Annotated in this window: 14 protein-coding genes; 9 read left to right on the top strand and 5 right to left on the bottom strand. The window is 65.0% G+C overall.

The window, feature by feature from the left end; genetic code table 11:
- Nucleotides 1–81: 81 nt before the first annotated feature.
- The 4 genes from AC3WL7_RS11140 to AC3WL7_RS11125 are packed head-to-tail and all read left to right on the top strand — an operon-like array spanning nucleotide 82 to nucleotide 4802.
- Nucleotides 82–1491 (top strand): TolC family protein, encoded by a 1410-nt coding sequence (locus AC3WL7_RS11140; protein WP_492750295.1) that lies wholly within the window; start codon nucleotides 82–84, stop codon nucleotides 1489–1491.
- A complete protein-coding gene (locus tag AC3WL7_RS11135) occupies nucleotides 1484–2497 on the top strand; it encodes an HlyD family secretion protein (RefSeq protein ID WP_492750294.1) in 1014 nt (337 codons plus the stop codon). Before AC3WL7_RS11140 ends, AC3WL7_RS11135 begins: the two co-directional genes overlap by 8 nt.
- Nucleotides 2482–3669, top strand: a complete 1188-nt coding sequence (locus tag AC3WL7_RS11130; RefSeq protein WP_492750293.1) for an ABC transporter permease — start codon at nucleotides 2482–2484, stop codon at nucleotides 3667–3669. The genes AC3WL7_RS11135 and AC3WL7_RS11130 overlap by 16 nt, the downstream gene beginning before the upstream one ends.
- A complete protein-coding gene (locus tag AC3WL7_RS11125) occupies nucleotides 3666–4802 on the top strand; it encodes an ABC transporter permease (RefSeq protein ID WP_492750292.1) in 1137 nt (378 codons plus the stop codon). The genes AC3WL7_RS11130 and AC3WL7_RS11125 overlap by 4 nt, the downstream gene beginning before the upstream one ends.
- Here AC3WL7_RS11125 and AC3WL7_RS11120 read toward each other — a convergent pair.
- Together AC3WL7_RS11120 and AC3WL7_RS11115 are read right to left on the bottom strand one after the other, a co-directional pair.
- A complete protein-coding gene (locus tag AC3WL7_RS11120) occupies nucleotides 4771–6147 on the bottom strand; it encodes a hypothetical protein (RefSeq protein WP_492750291.1) in 1377 nt (458 codons plus the stop codon). The two genes, AC3WL7_RS11125 and AC3WL7_RS11120, sit on opposite strands and share 32 nt — an antisense overlap.
- A gap of 147 nt (nucleotides 6148–6294) precedes the next feature.
- Entirely contained in the window at nucleotides 6295–6657 is a 363-nt protein-coding gene (locus AC3WL7_RS11115) for a glycine zipper 2TM domain-containing protein (protein ID WP_492750290.1), read from the bottom strand.
- Between the two features lie 146 nt (nucleotides 6658–6803).
- Here AC3WL7_RS11115 and AC3WL7_RS11110 point away from each other — a divergent pair, with 146 nt between their 5' ends.
- From AC3WL7_RS11110 to AC3WL7_RS11100, 3 genes are all read left to right on the top strand, one after another.
- Nucleotides 6804–7196 carry a barstar family protein gene (locus AC3WL7_RS11110; RefSeq protein ID WP_492750289.1) on the top strand — a complete coding sequence of 131 codons (393 nt, stop codon included), beginning with the start codon at nucleotides 6804–6806 and terminating at the stop codon, nucleotides 7194–7196.
- Between the two features lie 388 nt (nucleotides 7197–7584).
- Entirely contained in the window at nucleotides 7585–12114 is a 4530-nt protein-coding gene (locus tag AC3WL7_RS11105; RefSeq protein ID WP_492750288.1) for an RHS repeat-associated core domain-containing protein, read from the top strand.
- A gap of 10 nt (nucleotides 12115–12124) precedes the next feature.
- Nucleotides 12125–12496, top strand: coding sequence for a toxin-antitoxin system YwqK family antitoxin (locus AC3WL7_RS11100; protein WP_492750287.1), 372 nt, complete (start codon nucleotides 12125–12127; stop codon nucleotides 12494–12496).
- A 1148-nt stretch (nucleotides 12497–13644) separates the two neighbouring features.
- Here AC3WL7_RS11100 and AC3WL7_RS11095 read toward each other — a convergent pair.
- Both AC3WL7_RS11095 and AC3WL7_RS11090 read right to left on the bottom strand, forming a co-directional pair.
- Complete coding sequence (locus AC3WL7_RS11095) at nucleotides 13645–14100, bottom strand: PaaI family thioesterase (RefSeq protein ID WP_492750286.1); 456 nt, start codon at nucleotides 14098–14100, stop codon at nucleotides 13645–13647.
- An 857-nt stretch (nucleotides 14101–14957) separates the two neighbouring features.
- On the bottom strand, nucleotides 14958–15893 hold the full coding sequence (locus AC3WL7_RS11090) for a LysR family transcriptional regulator (protein WP_492750285.1): 936 nt from the start codon (nucleotides 15891–15893) through the stop codon (nucleotides 14958–14960).
- 110 nt (nucleotides 15894–16003) lie between these two features.
- Here AC3WL7_RS11090 and AC3WL7_RS11085 point away from each other — a divergent pair, with 110 nt between their 5' ends.
- A complete protein-coding gene (locus AC3WL7_RS11085) occupies nucleotides 16004–17053 on the top strand; it encodes an alcohol dehydrogenase catalytic domain-containing protein (RefSeq protein ID WP_492750284.1) in 1050 nt (349 codons plus the stop codon).
- A gap of 31 nt (nucleotides 17054–17084) precedes the next feature.
- Here AC3WL7_RS11085 and AC3WL7_RS11080 read toward each other — a convergent pair whose 3' ends face one another.
- Nucleotides 17085–18239 (bottom strand): glycoside hydrolase family 43 protein, encoded by a 1155-nt coding sequence (locus AC3WL7_RS11080; RefSeq protein WP_492750283.1) that lies wholly within the window; start codon nucleotides 18237–18239, stop codon nucleotides 17085–17087.
- Between the two features lie 34 nt (nucleotides 18240–18273).
- Here AC3WL7_RS11080 and AC3WL7_RS11075 point away from each other — a divergent pair, with 34 nt between their 5' ends.
- The gene (locus AC3WL7_RS11075) at nucleotides 18274–19110 is read left to right on the top strand and encodes a 2-dehydro-3-deoxygalactonokinase (RefSeq protein WP_492750282.1); all 837 of its coding nucleotides are present in this window, start codon (nucleotides 18274–18276) and stop codon (nucleotides 19108–19110) included.
- Nucleotides 19111–19178 lie beyond the last annotated feature (68 nt).

The raw sequence follows: 19178 nt of genomic DNA, 5'->3' as shown, positions 1-19178 counted from the left end.
TGTAGCGCGCGCCGCACCCACAACGGCTTCACGGCGTATCCACTAGTTTTTGCCGGACTCTTTACGGATGACGGACCCGACGTGCACCTGCAACGTCCTTCCCCGCGACCGCACCGCGCACGTTGGCTGCTGGTCTGCGCGACGCTGCTGCCGGCCGCCGGCTACGCCCAGGCGGGTGCGGACAGCGCCGCAGTGGCCGCCCTGCAGTGGGAACAAGCGCGGCAGCGGCTGGAACAGGTTTCCGACGCACTGGCCGCTGCCGATGCCGGCGTGCGCAACAAGCAGGAACTGCAGGACGCAACGCGGCTGCTGCGCCTGCCGGAAATCACCGGTGAGGTGCGCCGCCTGCAGTTCCAGAAGACCCTCACCCTGCCGCTGGGCTCGCTGGAACCGGTGGCCGAGGCGTATGGCATCGACTCGCCCCTGACGTTCACCGAACGCGACTGGCGGACCCGCCCGGTGGTGACCGCCGTGCTGCCGCTGTACACCGGTGGCGTCATCCCGGCGGCGCAGCGCGCGGCCAGCGCCGCCAGCGAACAGGCCAGCGCGGAGCGCGAGGCGCAGCGGCAGTCGCTCACCGTGCAGCTGGCCCAGGCCTACTTCGGCCAGCGCCTGGCCGAACAAGCGGTGGACGTGCGCCGCGACGTGCGTGATGGCCTCGACCGCCACCTGTCCGATGCGCAGAAGCTGGAACGCGAAGGCTTCGCCACCCGCGCCCAGCGCCTGCAGGCCACCGTGGCCCGCGACAAGGCCGAGCGCGAGTACCAGAAGACCCTCAACGACCTGGCCACGCTGAAGGCCGCGCTGGCCACCCTGCTGCGCAGCGGTGGCGAGGTGCAGCCACTGTCGCCGTTGTTCGTGCAGCGCGCACCGCTGGAACCGGTGGCCAGTTTCGAGCGCACCGCGCAGGCGCGGCAGCCGCAGATCCGCCGCCTGCAGGCCATGGTGGCCCAGGCCGAACAGGGCGTGCGCGTGCAGCAGGCCAAGCTGAAACCGCAGATCTTCGCCTTCGGCCAGTACGACTTCCGCCGCCGCGATGAAATGCTGACCGACCCGGACTGGGCCTTCGGCATCGGATTGAAATACACCTTCCTGTCGCCCAGTTCGCGGCCGGCGCAGATCAGTGCGGCCCGCGCGCAGCAGGAACAGGCCGAGGCCGGCCTGCGCGAAGCCGAGAACCAGGTGGCGCTGGGCGTGCGCAAAGCCTGGAACGAACTGGACAGCGCACGGCAGCAGTTCGTGCTGCTGGACAGCAGCATCGCCCAGGCCCAGGAGAACCTGCGCCTGCAGGAGCTGGCCTTCCGCGAAGGCCAGGCCACGTCGCTGGATGTGATCGACGCGCGGCTCGGCCTGGGCGGCGCCCGCGTCGAACGCGCGCAGGCGGCCTACCAGTACGACATCGCGCTGGCGCAGCTGTTGGAGATCAGTGGACAGATGGACCGTTTCGAAGACTACCGGCGCCGTGCGGACGAGGTGATCGACCATGAGTGATGTGCTGCACGACGACGCCACCACGCCTCCGGGCAAGCGCCGCCTCGGTGTGATCCTGGTGCTGGTGCTGCTGGCCGTGGTGGTGCTGGGCCTGTGGCTGGCCTGGCGGCGCCCGGCCGACCAGATCCAGGGCATGGCCGACGCGGATACCCTCAACGTCGCCGCCAAGATCACCGCGCGCGTGGCCGAACTGAAGGTCCGCGAGGGCGACCGCGTGCTGGCCGGGCAGATCCTGTTCCTGCTCGACAGCCCGGAAGTGGCCGCCAAGGAACAGCAGGCGCAGGGCGCGCTGGCCGCCGCCCAGGCAGTGGCCGACAAGGCCGACGCGGGCGCACGCAGCGAAGACATCCGTGCCGCCGAGGCCAACTGGAAGCGGGCCGAAGCCGGTGCCACGCTGGCCGAAGCCACCGCTCGCCGCGTCCAGAACCTGTTCAACGAAGGGGTGATGACCCGGCAGAAGCGCGACGAAGCGCAGGCCCAGGCCACCAGTTCGCGCGAGCTGGCACGCGCCGCACGCGCGCAGTACGACATGGCGCTGGCCGGCGCCCGCGAGCAGGACAAGCGGGCGGCACAGGGCCAGGTGCAGCAGGCGCAGGGTGCGGTGGCCGAGGTCAACGCCGCGCGCGCCGAAGTGGAAGGACGCGCGCCGGTGGCGGGCGAGATCAACAAGCGCATGGCCGATCCGGGCGAACTGGTGCCGGCCGGCTACCCGGTGTTCACCCTGGTCGACATCGACCGGATGTGGGTGTCGATGAACCTGCGCGAATCGCAGATGCAGGGCCTGAAGGTCGGCAGTACGGTGCGCGGCCGCATCCCGGCACTGGACCAGGACGCCGAATTCAAGGTGTATTTCATCAATCCCGCAGGTGACTACGCCACCTGGCGCAGCACCCGCCAGTCATCGGGCTACGACGTGCGCAGCTTTGAGGTGCGCGTGCGTCCGGCAGATCGCATCGAGGGCTTCCGCCCCGGCATGAGCGTGCTGTTCGCGTGGCCCCAGCACTGAACCCGGGCGAGGCCGGCTTCGCTGCATCGTGGCGGCGCGAACTGCGCACGCTGCGAGGCAACCGCGCCGACCTGCTGCTGGTGACCGTACTGCCGCTGCTGATGCTGGCGCTGATGGCCTGGATGTTCAGCCCCTCGGTGATGCGCGACGTGCCCATTGCCGTGGTCGACCTGGACCACAGCAGTGACAGCCGCCTGCTGCTGCGCATGCTCGACGCCAGCCCTGGCGTGCGCGTGGCCAGCCAGCCGGTGGACATCGATGACGCCCGCGCGCAGCTGCGCCGGCTGCAGGTGTATGCCATCGTGCTGGTGCCGCGCGATGTCACCCGGCAGGCGCTGCGCGGCCAGCAGGGCACGGTATTTGCCTATTACAACGCCACTTACATGACCACCGGCCAGTCGGCTGCGCGCGACATCGGCGATGCCGTGGCCGCCTGGAACGCGCGCCTGCTGCGCGAGCGCATCGCCCTGCAGGTCGGCCCCGGCAAGCTGCGCGCAGCACCGATCGCCGTGCAGTCGGACATCCTCTACAACCCTGCACGCAGCTACGAGCTGTTCCTGCTGCCATTGATCTTCCCCGCCGTACTGTCGCTGGTGTTGGCGCTGGCAGTGGCCGGCAGCCTGGGCCGCGAGATCCGCGATGGCACCCTACGCGGCTGGCTCGGCCATACGCCGTGGCCGGCGCTTGCCGGCAAAATAGCGCCGTACGTCCTGCTGTTCTCCGTGTATGGCGCACTCGGCGTGGGCTACCTGGCCTGGCTGCGTGGCGAGGGCATCGCTGGCAGCGTGTTCCTGCTGCTGCTCGGCCAGCCGCTGTTCTACCTCGCCACCGCGGCCTATGCCCTGTTCTTCGTCGGCATCACCCGGGATATGGGCACGGCGCTGTCGGCCGTTGGCCTCAGCATCGGCACCGCGCTGGCCTTTTCCAGCGCCACCTTCCCGGTCATCGATGCACCGCTGTTCACCCGCATCTGGCATCTGCTGCTGCCGCTCAGCGCGTACATCAAGCTGCAGACCCAGCAGCAGTTCGTCGGTGCGCCGCTGGCGGTCACGCTGTGGCCGCTGGGCACGCTGCTGCTGATGATCATCCTCGCCGGTGGGCTGGGTGGCTGGCGCCTGCTGGCCTTTGCCCGCAGCACGCAGGCCGCGCAGCCCTCCGGGGCCGGCGCATGAGCGGGGTCTGGGCCAGCCTGCGGCAGACCCTGCTGGCCGTGCTGCTGGACCGTTATGCCATCGTGGTGATGGTCGGCGCGGTCATCCTGTACTCGTTCTTCTACCCGGCCGCGTACCGGCACCAGGTGGCCGGCAACCTGCCGATCCTGGTGGTGGACGAAGACCACAGCGCCACCAGCCGCGAACTGCTGCGCAAGCTGGATGCGCTGCGCGTGGCGCGCGTGGTCGGCCAGCCCGCCGACATCGACAGCGCGCGCCGCCAGCTGGAAGCCGGTGATGCCGAAGGCATCGTGCTGATCCCGGCCAACCTGGAACGCGACATCCTGCGTGGCCATCCGGCCAAGCTCGTCCTGCTCGGCAACGGTGCCTACCTTGGCCGCGCCAGCTGGGTGCTGGGCAGCGTAGCTGATGCGCTGGGATCATTCGGGCGCGAGGCGGCCGTCACCCAGACGGCCTTCATGGGCGCCCCGCAGGCACCGCCGGTCAACCTCGTGCAGCGGCCCCTGTTCAACACGCACGAAGGCTATGGCAGCGCCATCGTGCCCGGCGTGGCCGAACTGATCGTGCACCAGACCCTGCTGATGGGCATCGGCGTGCTGCTCGGCGGGCGCCGCCTGGCGCTGGGCCGGCGCCTGCGCTTCGACCTGCCCACGCTGGCCGGCATGGCCCTGGGCTTCGGCCTGATCGGCCTGTTCGGGCTGTTCTACTACGCCGGGTTCACCGCCTGGGTGCAGGATTACCCGCGCGGCGGCAATCCCCTGGGCCAGCTGCTGGGCGGCACGCTGTTCATCGCCGCCACGGTGGCGTTCGGCCTGTTCGTCGGCAGCTTCTTCCGCACCCGCGAACGCGCCTTCCAGTACATCATCGCCACGTCCATCCCGCTGTTCTTCCTGGCCGGCCTGTCCTGGCCCACGGTGATGACGCCGCAACCGCTGGTCTGGCTGGCGCAGCTGCTGCCCACCACCTCCGGCATCAACCTGATGGTGCGGCTGACCCAGATGGATGCCGGCCTGGCCGACGTCAGCCATGAATTGATCACGCTTGGTGTCCTGCTGGTGCTCTACGGTGCCCTCGCCTTCTGGCGCCTGCACGGCCCCTCGATCAGGGATCGGGGGCGTACCAGAACGGAATGAAGTATTCGCGCCGGCGGTCGCCGCCGCGCGTCGGACCGCCGGCATTCCACAGCAGATGCAGGTCATGCCGGCCCGGTGCCAGCCCGGCCATCGGCAGGTAGCCGGCCAGGCCGCGCATGTCCAGGTCACGCCGCTCCATCGGCACGAAGGCGTGCAGATCCACCGGCTTGCCGTCCAGCTGTACCGTCCAGAGCTGGGCCAGGCAGTCCACCGCCGCAGTGGCGGCCGCTGCGCCGCGGGCGTCATTCTTCCCCCCCGGCAGCTGCGTGCAGCGCTCACGCGCCAGGGTGTTGTCGCGCTGCGGGCGGTGCGGGATGAACAGCCGCAGCTGGGTCGCGCTGACGGTGTCGGACGGGATCATCGGGTACGGCAGCAGCTGGTCGTGCGCCGAGCGCATCGATTCGTAGTGCGCGCTCAGCATGCCGTGGTCGACGGCTTCCTCGGTGACGACCTGGTAGCGGTTGAACAGCGAGAACTTCACCGAACCCGCCACCTGCAGGCCCCCCAGCAGCATCGCCACCAGGATCGCGGACATGTAGCCCACGATGAAGAACCGCGAGCGCAGGTTGCTCTGCATCGTCAGCTGCATGGTCTGGATCAGGCGCATCAGCGGCACCCGCTGCAGGCCACCCAGCACCCCCTGCAGCATGCGCTGCTGGCGCGCCGTCGACTGCCCGCGCGCCTGCCGCCGCGCGATCGACTTGTCCAGCATTGCAGGCAGCAGGCCCAGCACCAGCAGGCCCGCCATCACCACGCCCATGAAGATCAACGCCGCGGTGTCCGAACCGCCGCACAGCGCAGCCACCACCATCGCCAGCCCGAGGATGAGGATCGCCATCACCAGGGTGCCGGCCAGGGTCTGCACGCACATCAGCGTGGTCGAGAACAGCATCGTCGCCAACCGGTCGGCGCGCTGGATGCTGCCATCCAGGCCGCCATCGCGCGCACGCATGAAGGCCCGCGACACCGGCCCCATCTGCGGCAGGTGGTCCCAGTCGATGCCCTTGGGGAAGTGCGATTTCAGGCCGACCAGGCCGATCCAGTAGCCGCGAACGGTCAAGTGCGCGATCAGCGCCACCGCCAGCACGTAGCACATGCCCACGCTGATGCTGAAGACGAACCACAGCACCTGGAAGTACATGCCTTCGGTATGCAGGCTGCTGCGCGCCCAGATGTCGAACAGATAGCCCGGCACAGCCAGCAGTGCGAAGGCCAGCAGGCCGGAGATGAACAACTCCAGCTCATCGGTGCGCTCGCGCAGGCGGCCGAAGCGCGTGCTCGCCTCCTGCTCGGGTTCGGCGTGGCTGGCAGGCACGACGGGTTCGGCAGCAGGCGATTCGTTCACAGGGCGTTCATCCGTTGAAGTCGGCGCAGTATAGGGGGCGCGCCGTTGCCTGCGATACGCCCGCCCACAACGACGAACGCCGGCCCAGGGGCCGGCGTTCGAGGTACCGCGTCGTGGAAGGGAGCGGGTATCAGGTCGTGCGGTGACTCAGCGGTAGACGCGCTCGCAGCGGCGCTCGACCACGCGGTCACCGGTCTTGTTCTGGTGGTTGCCCTGGATCTGGCGGCCGGCTGCACCGCCGGCGACGGCACCCGCAACGGTGGCGATCTTCTTGCCGTTGCCGCCGCCGACCTGGTTGCCGAGCAGGCCACCCAACACCGCACCGGTAGCAGTACCGGCGATGCGGTTGGGATCGCGCGAGTTGCGCTGCACTTCCACGTTCTTGCAGACCACGCGGCTGCCATCGTTGAACTTGCGGCCTTCATCGCGCGGGCCATAGCTCTGTGCGCTGGCTACCGACGACGCCGCAATCAGGCTGCCCAGCAGCAGTACGCGAAGGGACGTGTTCATGGCGATCTCCTGTGATCCGGTGTGAGTCCAGTCTCCCGCCGGCAACGCCAACCGAAGGTGAAATACCGGTCGTCACCAGCTGAAGGGCCATGCAGCGTTCAGCGATGCGACGCCGGTGTTGGCACCGCGTGCCCTACAGTGCCTGCATGACCCTGTACCTGCAGATCGAAGGCCGCGCGATCACTGGCATCGACAGCCTCTATGCCGAGTTCAACCGTGTGTTCATGGTGGGCGAGGACTGGCAGCTTGGCCCCAGCCTGGATGCGCTGGACGACCTGCTGTACGGCGGCTACGGCACGCTGGCCGGGCACGCCACGGCCACCGTGGCCTGGCGCGATGTCGAGCTCAGCCGCGTCGCACTGGGCGTGGACGCGACCTGCGCCTGGCTGCAGGCGAAACTGCAGCAGCCGGGCCCATTCAATACCGATGTGATCCGCCGCCAGCTGGATGCACTGGAACGCGGCGAAGGCCAGACCTACTTCGAGATCGTGATGGAAATTTTCGCGGGCCATCCGCGGATCACGTTGCGGCTGGAGTAGGTGCCCCAAGGGCGATGTCGCATTCCGCCCTCACTGCACGCGCTCAATTGACGCAATTGGCCTGCACACGCATCTGGATGATTTCACGTTGATCGTTGCTTCAGCACGCCTTCGGGCGTGCGGAGTGGACGCTGTCGCATCAGGGCGAGCTCATTGCAACACCCGCCATTTGACGCTTGAAAGCAGGTGTTTGCAGGTCTGGCCCCACAGTGAGCGATCAATGAAGAGCGTCTGCCGGCGCAGCGATGCTCCAGTCATTTTCGATGCCTGCCCCACCACATTGGGCGCCGAGCCAGAGCATGGAAATGGTTGACTGCGCGAAGTGCCAGGACGCAACTGATATCAACAGCTCGGCCGAGTCTGTCGTGACCCATGAAGGAGTATGGCGATGCAGGGACTTCTGGCGATGCAACGCGTGGCGGTGCGCTTCGGTATGGCGTCCACGCTTCTGCTCAGCTTCGCGGTGCAGGCCGAGACCTACTGGCTCGACTCCCGCTTCAACGACAGCGAGCCCCACTACCCCACAGCAGAAGAGGCCTGCGTCACCGGCGAACTGGAACGCCGCCTGGATGGCCATCGTGCAAAGAGCGCGTTACCGCATCGCTACGCCGCTGTTTCCGTCGGACCATACCTCGATGGCGAAGCCATATGCCGGGGCCAACTTCAACGCCGCCAGTTCAATTCGTGGCTGCCCGTCGAAATTGTGAACACATTCGTCTACGGCCCACGCGGCGCAAGACCGCCCTGCCCGCTCGGCGGCCTCGCCGACCCGGACACCGGTCAGTGCGGCATACCCAAGTGCGACAGCAACTGCCCCGCCGACGGAGGCAATGCATCCAACCCCATAGCCAGCGCTACCGGCAACAAGCGTCAGCAGGAGACGGACTACGTTGGAGCGGGAGCATTCCCACTGCAGTTCGTTCGCGTCTACAACAGCCATCGCGTGCCGGACAGCCGAGCGCTTCCTATCGGCATTGGCTGGAGCCACAACTATGCAACCCGACTCGAACCGGTCACCGACGCCGCCGGATCGGTCGTACGCCTCCGAGCGCATCGAGCCAATGGCGCCATTCAGACCTTCAGCCTTGTCAATGGCGAATGGACTGCAGGTAGCGATGTTCCGGAGAGACTGACCGTCATCCTGACAGGAGGGTCACTGGCTTCGGCAAGCTATCGCCGTGCGGACGATTCCGTCGAAGCCTATAACGAACTCGGCCGCCTGCACTCCATCACCTCGCGCGACGGGCTCGTGCAGACGCTGTCCTATGCCTCCGGCGCGGGCATCTCGCCGTACGTTCAACGCGTTACAGACCCGCAGGGACGGTCACTGGTGTTCGGCTACACAAGCGATCGCCTGACGAGTCTGACCGACAGCGCCGGGGCGGTCATCACCTACGCCTACACCGGCAGCGACCTGACCAGCGTGACCTACCCCTCGCCACGGTCAGGCCCGGCGACGCGTCTCTATCACTACAGCGAGCCAGGCCAGACCGGAGGGGTGGCGCAGCCGCACCTGCTAACCGGCATCACCGATGAGGACAACAACCGTTACGCAAGCTGGGCCTATGACGCCCAGCGGCGTGGCGTGCTCAGCGTGCACGGTCCCTTCGCTTCCGGAACCGCAGATCGAGTCGAACTGCAGTTCAACAAGGACGGCAGCACCACGATCACCGACAGCCTCGGCAATGCCAGACGCTACGCGTTTGGCGTCGATCACGGAGTTGCGCGACTCGCATCGCTGGATGCGCCTTGCGACGACTGTGCCAGTGTTGCCGCGGCACGCACTTACGACAGCAACGGATATCCCGCCAGCAGGACGGACTTCAGGGGCAACACTACCCGCTATGCCTACAACGCTCGCGGACTGCAGACCCAGCGGATCGAGGCAGCCAACGACCTCGGGGGCAGCAAGCGCACAATCCAGACAGACTGGCATGCGAGCTTCCGCCAGCCCATCGCACGGCGAACCTACGACGCAGCGGACAGGCTCGTTGCTGAAACCAGCTTCACTTACAACAGCCGTGGCCAGGTGCTCAGCGAGACTCGCAGGGATCCGGAAACATCCATCAGTCGCACAACGACGACGACCTACTGCGAGCCCGGTGACGCAAGCGCCGGCACCTGTCCGCTGGTTGGATTGCCGATCAGCACCAAGGGCCCGCGTACCGACATCAGCGATACGACGACCTACGTCTACCACCAGACCGACCACGGCGATTGCAAAGTTGCCCCGACGGCATGTGCCTATCGCAAGGGTGATCTGTGGAAGATCATCGATCCGCTGGGGCGCATCACAGCCTTCCCGACCTACGACGGCGCGGGGCGACGATTGTCCTCCGTCGATCCGAACGGTGTAGAGACGAACTACGAATACCATCCGCGCGGCTGGATGACAGCGGAGAAAGTGCGAGGTCCGGATGACAGCACCGAGAGTGATGACCGCATAACGCGCACCGACTACCGGCCAACCGGCCTGGTCGAGCAGATCACCCAGCCCGACGGCGACTCGCTGGCGTTCTCCTACGATGCCGCGCATCGACTGGTACGCCTCACCGACAACAGTGGCGGCTACATCGCCTACACCCTGGATACGGCGGGCAACCGCATTGCGGAGGAGACCCACGACCCGGCCCAGAGAGTGCAACGCAGCCTGTCGCGCATCTACGACCTGAACGGGCGGCTTGCGACAGTCGCCGATGCGTCCAGCAACCCGACGGATTTCACGTACGACGACAACGGCAACATTACGGCGGTGACGGATGCATTGGGCCGCACTGAACGCCGTGAGTACGACGCACAGAACCGCCTCAGGCAGACCACGCAGGATGCCGGCGGAATCGCCGCCGCTACGCATTACCTCTACAACCCGTTGAATCGGCTTGTACAGGTCACTGACCCAAAGGGGCTGCAGACACACTACGCATACAACGCACTAGGCGACCTGCTGCAGCTGAGCAGTCCAGATACAGGCACCACCCGTTACAGCTATGACAGCGCAGGCAATCGCGACGGCGTGACAGACGCCCGTGGGCAGGCATTGGCCTACCGCTATGACGCGCTCAAACGACTGACCCGCGTTGCAGTTGCCGGTGCGCCTGCGCTGGACACGTCCTACCTCTATGATGCCGCGCCAACTGAGTGTGCAACGGGCGAGACCTTTGCCTCTGGCTATCTGAGCCAGATCGTGGATGCCAGCGGCACGACGGGATACTGCTACGACCGCTTCGGCCGCATCGTACGCAAGACCCAGGTAACCGGCAGCCATAGCTTCGCAGTTCGCTACGCCTACAGCTTGGGTGGAAAGCTCCAAGCCATCACCTACCCAGATGGCACCTTGGTTGATTACGGGCGTGACCCCGAAGGCCGCATCTCGGAGATAGGCGTTACATCGCCCGGCGCCAGCCGCCAGGTGCTGCTGTCCGGTGTCACGTACTACCCCTTCGGACCTGCGGCAGGCTGGAGCTACGGTAATGGTCGGACCTTGGTCCGAGCCCATGACCGGAACTACCGCACCATCTCGCTGAGCGATGTCGACCGGGACGGCCTGGATGCAGGATACGCCTACGACGCCATTGGCAACCTTACCGGCCTGCACACCGCTGGCCATGAATCTCCGGCGCTTGCCACCTACGACTACGACGCCCTCAAACGTCTGGTTGCATTCCGGGATGGGGCCACAGGAACCGCGATCGAGCGCTATGGCTACGACGCTACGGGAAACCGCACATCGTTCACCAACGCTGAAGGGACCGACGGTTATGCCTACCGAGCTGACAGCCATCGCCTTCTCTCGGTAGAGGGGGCATCCCGGAAGTACGACGCCGTTGGCAACACAGCCTCCATTGATGGCACGGATAGAGAGTTCGTCTTCGACCCGCTCAATAGATTGATACAGGTCAAGCAGAGCGGCCAGGCGATCCAACAGTACGCATACAACGGCCGTGGTGAACGGGTGCGAAGCTACCTGGGGACAACCACCACCACCTACAGCGTCCACGATGAGGGCGGCCAGTGGCTGGGTGACTACGATGCCACGGGCACGCCGATCCAACAGGTGATATGGCTGGGCGACCTGCCCGTGGGTGTATTGGTTGGCACCGCAGCGTCTTCGAATCGCCTGCACTACATCGAGCCGGATCATCTCGGCTCGCCGCGCGCGGTCATCGAGGTGGGCCGCAACGTTGTGGTCTGGTCTTGGGATCTGCGGGGTGAGGCGTTTGGCAGCGACGCGCCCAACGAGGATCGGGATGGGGACGGAACGCTCTTCACGCTCAACATGCGCTTCGCCGGACAGCGCTATGACTCCTACAGCGGCCTCAACCACAACTACGCTCGCGAGTACGAACCGGCTACGGGCCGGTATCTGCAGAGTGACCCGGTTGGCTTGGCGGGGGGCATCAGCACGTACAGCTATGTCGAATCCAACCCCCTGCTCTATACGGACAGCACCGGGCAGAGCAAGGATCAGGCTTGCATGGCGTCATGCACGGTGAGCGGAAGTGTCATCGGCGGCGGTATCGGCTACGCCAGCGGTGGCATAGCTGGCGGCGTTGGCGGTGGTGCGGGATGCACCTTGTTCGCTCCAGGTGTTGGCACCGTCGCATGCGGGGCGGGCGGGGCTGCCGCCGGCAGCAGTGCCGGAGGACTGGCTGGCTCGATCGTTGGCAGCAGCCTTGGATACCTCACCGGTCTGGCGATCTGTCCGAGCGATGAAGACAATACTGACAAGTGCTACAGGCGATACGATGTAGAAGAAAGGGCGTGCGACAAGTGGCGAGGACGCGGCCCAAGCGAAGATCCTGATCGGTGGTATCGAGCTTGCCTGACACGAGCGGCGGACCGTCGCAACCTCTGCGTCGGCAACAAGGGTCAAATCGACGGAGAGCCGCAACCTTGGTCACCAAGCGACCTTCGTTAGGATGCTACCCATGAAAAATCCCGAAACTAAATTGGTGGAAAATTATTTTCCTTCTGGGAAGCTCGAGTCCCGAGGAACACAGGTCGATGGGCGGTGGGTGGGTATCTTTCGACGCTGGCACGAGAACGGCGCACTTTTCACTGAGAGCGAGTATGTGAATGGCCAGTTAAATGGAATGATCCGGGAGTGGGCAGAAGACGGGCTTTTGCTAATGTCTGCCACCGTAAAAGACGGCGAGTTTGATGGGCCTTTCAAGAGCTGGTGGAACTCAGGCTTGCCCAAAGAGGAAGGAACGTACAGAGCAGGAAAACGAATCGGACGTTACACTTGGTACGACACAGATGGCTCGGTCTGGAGATCTTCGAACATTGTCAGGGAGTAGGCTCTGTCAAGAATCTCGCATAGACGGACCGAGCCGTGACCGCAGTGAGGAAGATGCGTCGTGCGACAGGTCGAGAGGCTTGGGAACAAGCAAGGACGCTGATCGCTGGTATCGAGCATGTCTGACACGACCGGCGGATCGTCGCAATCTGTGCGTCGCCAATAAGGGCCAATCTGACCATGATCCGCCGCCATGGTCGGAAGACGACTTCCCCTAGGATATTTCCGATGACAGAAAAAAAAATAGAAACGGTCGATACATACTATCCATCTGGAAGAATCCAGTCTCGTGGCACCATGGTCGACGGGCGGTGGCATGGCGTTTTTCAACGCTGGTACGAAAGTGGCGCACCGTTTTCTGAGTTTGAATATAGGAATGGGTTAAAGAACGGAGTCCTCCGTGAATGGTCAAAAGACGGGCTACTGCTTCTCTGCGCCACCCTCCAAGATGGCCATTTTCACGGCCCATACAAGAACTGGTGGGACTCAGGGCTCGTTAAGGAAGAGGGAAATTTTCACTCTGGAAAAAGAGTCGGAAGATACAACTGGTACAAAGTAGACGGGTCGCTCTGGAGGTCTTCTGACATCTCCGCGGATTAAGCTCTCATTGGCGTCGCAAACAAAGGGACAGCTGCCGATGAGCCACCAGAATGGTCACGGCACGAATTCCGCAAGGCGGCACTCATGAAAGATAAAAGGTTTAAAACGGTAGAGAGCTACTTTATCTCAGGAGCCCTGCGGTCCCGTGGAACCCGAGCTGATGGACAATGAGTCGGCCCCTTTGAATGTTGATACGAGATCGGTGAATTACTTTGTCAGTTCGAGTATAGGAATGGCCAGAAGAATGGGGTGCTTCGGGAGTGGTCGAAAGATGGCGTATTGCTTCTGTGTGCCACTCTTCAAGATGGAGAGCTTCATGGCCCCTACAGGAGCTGGTGGAGCTTAGGCCTGCTCAAAGAGGAAGGAACCTATCAGGAGGGCAAGCGGATCGGAAAATACACGTGGTACAAGCTCGATGGTTCCTTGTGGAACGTTGTCGACAATGATGACGACCAGGCGGAATGACTCGCCGTAATCGCATGGACTGAGCCGCTCGTAAACTACGGACGCAGATTTATTGAGGATGGGAGAGGGTACGGGCCGGCAGCGTCACGGGTGACGATCAGCAATGGCGAAGGTCGCTGTTGCATGCGCGTAGAGCTTCCCCGCGTCGTCAACTACCTTGGCCTCCGCGAGAGCCATCGTTCGTCCGAGATGGAGAACGCCGCCGACGCAACGGACGACCGCTTGGCCTGGTGCCACGCCCTTGACGTAGGTGATGTTCAGGTCCGTGGTCGCATAGCGCGTGCCGACGTCGAGCTGCGTCTGCACGGCCAGCGCCATGGCGCCGTCAAGGAGTGTGGCCAGATAGCCGCCATGGACAGCGCCCATCGGGTTGGCATGCTCCAGGCCTGGCGCGCCGCTCAAGGTCACGTGGCCGTCGTCAACGGCATCAATCGAGAGTCCCAGCGTCTGGCCGATGCCCTTGCCCAGGCCACCCGCTGCCATTGCGTTGCGGAGGAATTCAAGCCCGGTTGCGCTCTGTCTTTCAGGGGTCTGGTTCATGGCGGTACCTGCTTTGCGTTGCGATTCCATCTACCAGTTGGTAGGCTGACAATCAACGACCCGAAGTGTTGATGCCTGCCCACCCGGCGCGCTCGGCACGTTGAGTCATGCGCGGCTACCTGATCGAGGGCAACTTCATGACCAGCGTTCGTACCCTGCCGGCGACAACGCCTGCCCTCCTGCCGAACGTGGACCGGAAGAGCACGCGTTTGCCTGCCTGCCCCGCTTCGGACTTCCCGACCCTGGTGAAGGCGCAGGCCAGGCCCCCCGCGCCAGCGATCGCGGGGACATCGCTGATGCAGGTCGCGCAAGCGCCGCGTCGGCCGGAAACGGACGCGATGCTTGTACAGATGCTCATGTGTCGAAAAGTGTTGCAGCAGGCATCACCGAGGGTGGGCCGACCTCCGCCTGCGGCCTCCGCAAGTGGTGCTGCCGCCACTGACTGCACTTCACCCAAGAGCGCGGACGCGATCGACCGTGCCTGCCCTGACGGACCCGACACCTTCGCTACAGCCGAGCACACTCAGAACCCAGCCACGTTGCGAGCCGCCTCCTGCTGGAATATCCCCGGGTACGCAGCGCCGATTGCATGCCCGCAGCACGTCGTGGCAATGAGCCCGTCCCTGCCTGAAAACATCCTGTTCTTGATACCGGGCCGGATCGTTCCCGATCCAGCGCACTCGGCCAGCACGCGACCGCTGCGTCGGCGCAAGCCGCGTCCACCCGGCAGCCATGGCCATCCCCCTGCTCTGCCCGCCGCGGGCTTCAACAGCGACGAACAGCCAGAGTGATCGCTGCACTGCATCCGCGCTGGCGTGCGCCACGGCGTGTGCCCAGCTGGCGCGTGGAAGGAAACATCATGCCTCCCCTGCGAACGGCGCGCCTGGAGCTTCAGTTCGAATCAGCCTGATCAAAGCCTTCAGTCCTGGCGGCACGTACCGGTGGCCCGGGTAGTACAGCGCAAGGCCAGGAAACTCGGGGCACCAGTCTTCAAGCAGCCGAAGCAGGCGACCCTCGGCGAGCGGCTGGGCCGCCAGATGCTCGGGAACGAACGCGATGCCGATGCCCTCCATCGCAGCGTCGACCATCAAGGGCTGATCGGTCAGGGTCATGGGCCCGGACACATTGACGCGCTCCGTCGTGCCCTGGCGCTCGAACTCCCAGCGGTAGATGGCCCCGCTTTCGAACCGGAAGCGGATGCAGTCGTGCTGATGCAGATCCAGCGGGCGCATTGGGCGGCTGCGCGCCCGCAGATACTCCGGGGAGGCGACCACCGCGAACCGCATGGGAGCGGTAACGGCTACGGCGACCATGTCCCGCGGCACTGCTTCGGCCAATCGGATGCCCGCATCGAAGCCGTTCGACACGATGTCGTCCAGCCGACCGTCGCTGACAATATCCAGGTGGACCTGCGGGTAGAGCTGCAGGAATCGCGCCATCACCGGTTTCAGCACCAGGCGGATGGCGCCTTCACTGGCGTTGATGCGGACCGTGCCGCGCGGCACGTCTGCGCCTGCATCCACCGACTGCAGGGCTTCCTCGATGGAGGCCATGGCGGGCCGCAGCTTTTCTGCCAGGCGCTCGCCCGCATCGCTCAACGAAACGCTGCGGGTCGTGCGGTTGAACAGGCGTGCGCCCAACCGCTGTTCGAGCGCCTTGATTGCATGGCTGATCGCGGACGGGGTGATGTTCAACTCGGCAGCGGCGCTGCGGAAACTGCGATGCGTTGCCACCGCCAGGAACGCCGTAAACGCGGTCATCTCAACGCCGGTCGATTGATGAAGCGCTTTCATCATGAGATCAAATATTGGAGATATTGTCTTGATAGTAAACCGATTCTAGGCTCACGGTTGTCCGCGGGTGCCAACCCTCGGGGTTCGCAAACCGAAACAGGATCGAGACGATGAAGACGATGAAAGCGGTTGTGATGACCGGCCCCAACAGTCCGTGGCAGGTGCAGGACGTGCCCGTGCCAGTGGTCGAAGCGGGCCAGGTACTGGTCAAGGTCTACGCATCGGGCATGTGCTACACCGATGTGTGGGCGACCCAGGGCTATGGCGGCGACATCTATCCCCAGACACCCGGGCATGAAGTGGTTGGCGAAGTCGTCGAGGTCGGTGCGGGCGTGCGCTCGCGTCGGGTAGGCGACCGCGTGGGCACCACCTGGGTCCAGTCGTCCTGCGGCCGCTGCCCCTACTGCCGCGAAAGCCGCCCCTTGTCCGGCCAGACCGCCATGAACTGCGAGGCCCCCCGTACCACCGGCTTCGCTGCGCAGGGTGGCCATGCCCAGTACATTGCCGTCTCTGCCGAGGGCACGGTTCTGCTTCCGGACGGCCTGTCCTATGTGGACGCTGCGCCGATGATGTGCGCCGGCTACACCACGTGGAGCGGCCTGCGTGATGCGGCGCCCCAGCCCAATGAGAAGATCGCCGTGCTTGGCATCGGTGGCCTGGGGCACGTTGCACTGCAGCTTTCCAAGGCCTGCGGCTTCGAAACCATCGCCATCACCCATTCGGCAGACAAGCATGCCCTCGCCCGCCAGTTCGGCGCCGACCATGTCGTTGCCAGCGGAAAGGAACTCAAGGACATCGGCGGCGCTGATGTGCTGCTGGTAACGACCAATGAATTCAGTTCTGCCGAAGAAGCCATGGCCGGCCTGCGGGTCGATGGGCGCATCGTGCTGTGCGGCCTGGACTTCAGCCAGCCGTTCTCGATCTCATCAGAAGGCGTGCCTTTCCACATGATGCGCCAGCGCGTGATCGGCTCGACCCACGGCGGCCAGCAGTACCTCAGCGAGGTGTTGAATCTGGCGGCCACGGGCAAAGTGAAGCCGCTGGTCGAGACCTTCGCACTGGACCAGGCAACCGAAGCCTATGACCGGCTGGCATCGGGGAAAATGAGATTCCGCGGCGTCTTCCTGCCTTGGGGTGGGGCTGCGCAACGCGGTACGTAAAAACATTGCGCTGCACCAGGAGGGTGAGCGCCTAGTTGCGCTCACCACGTCCCATCGGCAGATCAAGCACCGGCCACCCCTTCTTGTCCCAGTGCACGGGCTGGACGCGCGGCGAGCGCTTGGCAGTGCAGCCCATGTCCGGACCGGAATTGCCGTGGTAGATGATCCAATCGTTGCCATCACTGCCCTGGAAGAACCCGTTGTGACCCGGCGCATACACGTTGCCTGCTGGGTTCTTGGCAAGGATGGGCGCCTTCGCCTTGGTCCATGCTCGGGCATCGAGTGGATCGGAACCGGCCTTCGCGTGCAGCAGCCCGATCGCATAGTCGTCGGACCAGCATGCGCTTCCCGAATAGGTCAGGAAGAGGTCGCCGTTGGGGCCCTTCAGGAACTCCGGCCCTTCCAGGATCTGCCGGCCCCCCTGGCGCTCCCACGCCTGGTCCGGCCGCGCAATGATGACCTCCTCGCCCTGCAGGGTCCACGGGTTTGCCATGGCCACGATGGCCAGCACGCTGTCGGGGCCCACGTAAGGCGAATAGACGAAATAGCGCTTTTCATCGATCACGAAGGTGGTGCCGTCGATGCCGGCATGCGCCGTGGCCAGGCGCCCGCGATCAATCCATTCGCCTTTCGTCGGATCGGCATTCGTGTTCTCCAGCACGAACACGCCGCGCTGGGCATCTTCCTGGCCTTCGGCAGCGCCGCTGGCGGCAGCGGTGTAATAGATGTACCAGCGGCCATCGATGCGGTGCAGTTCGGGCGCCCAGATGGATGTTGCGTTGGGCCCGGTGGCTGGCGGGCGCCAGACCGTGACTTCCCGGGCCTGCGCCAGGTGTGCGAGGTCGCTGGTTGCGCGGATCGCCAGGCGGTCACCGTGGGTGGCCATGTAGTAGAAGGTCCGCCCATCGCGGACGATCCACGGATCAGGGCCGGAATCGAGCAGCGGATTGTCCCGCGCCGGCTCGATTGCTGCTGCCCCTGCAGCTGCCTGCAGCAGTGCCGCTGCGAGCACTACTCGAAGTGTGTTCTGCACCATCCCGCCCTCCCATTGATGTCCACACTGGCCGGTTGCCAGCCGGCCGTCACAGAAACATATAATCGGACAATTGGCAACGGCCACGACGTGGGGATGGGACATGCAGCATGACGTGCACAGCATCATCGGCATCAACTGGGGCAGCAGCAATCTTCGTGCCTACCTCATTGATGCATCCGGACAGATGACCGACAGCCTTGAGGCCCCGGCAGGCGTGGCCGGTCTCGACCGCGATGGCATGGTGGCCGCCGCCGATGCGATCCGCCAGCGCTGGCCCGCCGCTGGCCACGTCTACGCGGCCGGCATGATCGGTTCCACCGTCGGCTGGGTGGATGCGGGCTATGTGGATTGCCCCGCCGGTGTGACCGATGTGGCGCGCAACCTGGTCACGGCCCGTATCGGGACGCTGTCGATGCGCATCGTGCCTGGCATGGCCTGTGTGCGCACCGCCGACGGCGCGCCGGATGTGCTGCGCGGCGAAGAGACCGAGTTGTTGGGGCTGCTCGCCGGTGGTGGCATCGAGGCCACCTCGATTGTTGCCCTGCCCGGCACGCATACCAAGTGGATCGAACTGGTCGATGGCCGCGTCCACTCCTTCATGACCGCGATGTCCGGCGAGCTGTTCGACCGCCTTGCCAGCGGCGGCCTGCTGGCATCGGTACTGGAAGGACCGGGCGACGCCGGCCCGGCATTTGCCGAAGGCATGCGTGCAGCAGTGCGGGGTGGGCTGGGGTTGGGCACGTTGCTGTTCGGCGTGCGCGCACGGGTGGTGCGCGGGGTTCTGCCGCGCACCGAAAGCAGCGCGTACCTGCGTGGCCTGCTCGCCGGTGCGGAGATCGCCGATGCGCTGGCGCTGTACCCGCAACTGCAACAGGCCTGCGTGCCATTGATCGGATCAGCGCCGGTGTGCCGCCTCTACCAGGCCGCGTTGGCCGGGATGGGCATCGCATCGCGTCCGGTGGCTTCAGCCGATGCCGTGGTACGCGGATTCCATGCGCTTCATCAACTGGCGGCGAGCTAGGCCGAATACGTCGTGCTGCGTCGCAACGTGCGTATTGTCTGATTATATGTTTTTGTACGCCCACGACA

The sequence above is a fragment of the Stenotrophomonas sp. FW305-3-2-15-E-LB1 genome (assembly GCF_058787375.1).
This window is presented reverse-complemented; position numbering and strand designations above follow the sequence as displayed.

What these genes read in the sequence shown, in the direction of transcription:
- AC3WL7_RS11135 (WP_492750294.1), top strand. Translation starts at nt 1,484, where the DNA reads ATGAGTGATGTGCTGCACGACGACGCCACCACGCCTCCGGGCAAGCGC.
- AC3WL7_RS11125 (WP_492750292.1), top strand. Translation starts at nt 3,666, where the DNA reads ATGAGCGGGGTCTGGGCCAGCCTGCGGCAGACCCTGCTGGCCGTGCTG.
- AC3WL7_RS11115 (WP_492750290.1), bottom strand. Translation starts at nt 6,657, where the DNA reads ATGAACACGTCCCTTCGCGTACTGCTGCTGGGCAGCCTGATTGCGGCG.
- AC3WL7_RS11110 (WP_492750289.1), top strand. Translation starts at nt 6,804, where the DNA reads ATGACCCTGTACCTGCAGATCGAAGGCCGCGCGATCACTGGCATCGAC.
- AC3WL7_RS11105 (WP_492750288.1), top strand. Translation starts at nt 7,585, where the DNA reads ATGCAGGGACTTCTGGCGATGCAACGCGTGGCGGTGCGCTTCGGTATG.
- AC3WL7_RS11100 (WP_492750287.1), top strand. Translation starts at nt 12,125, where the DNA reads ATGAAAAATCCCGAAACTAAATTGGTGGAAAATTATTTTCCTTCTGGG.
- AC3WL7_RS11095 (WP_492750286.1), bottom strand. Translation starts at nt 14,100, where the DNA reads ATGAACCAGACCCCTGAAAGACAGAGCGCAACCGGGCTTGAATTCCTC.
- AC3WL7_RS11090 (WP_492750285.1), bottom strand. Translation starts at nt 15,893, where the DNA reads ATGAAAGCGCTTCATCAATCGACCGGCGTTGAGATGACCGCGTTTACG.
- AC3WL7_RS11085 (WP_492750284.1), top strand. Translation starts at nt 16,004, where the DNA reads ATGAAGACGATGAAAGCGGTTGTGATGACCGGCCCCAACAGTCCGTGG.
- AC3WL7_RS11075 (WP_492750282.1), top strand. Translation starts at nt 18,274, where the DNA reads ATGACCGACAGCCTTGAGGCCCCGGCAGGCGTGGCCGGTCTCGACCGC.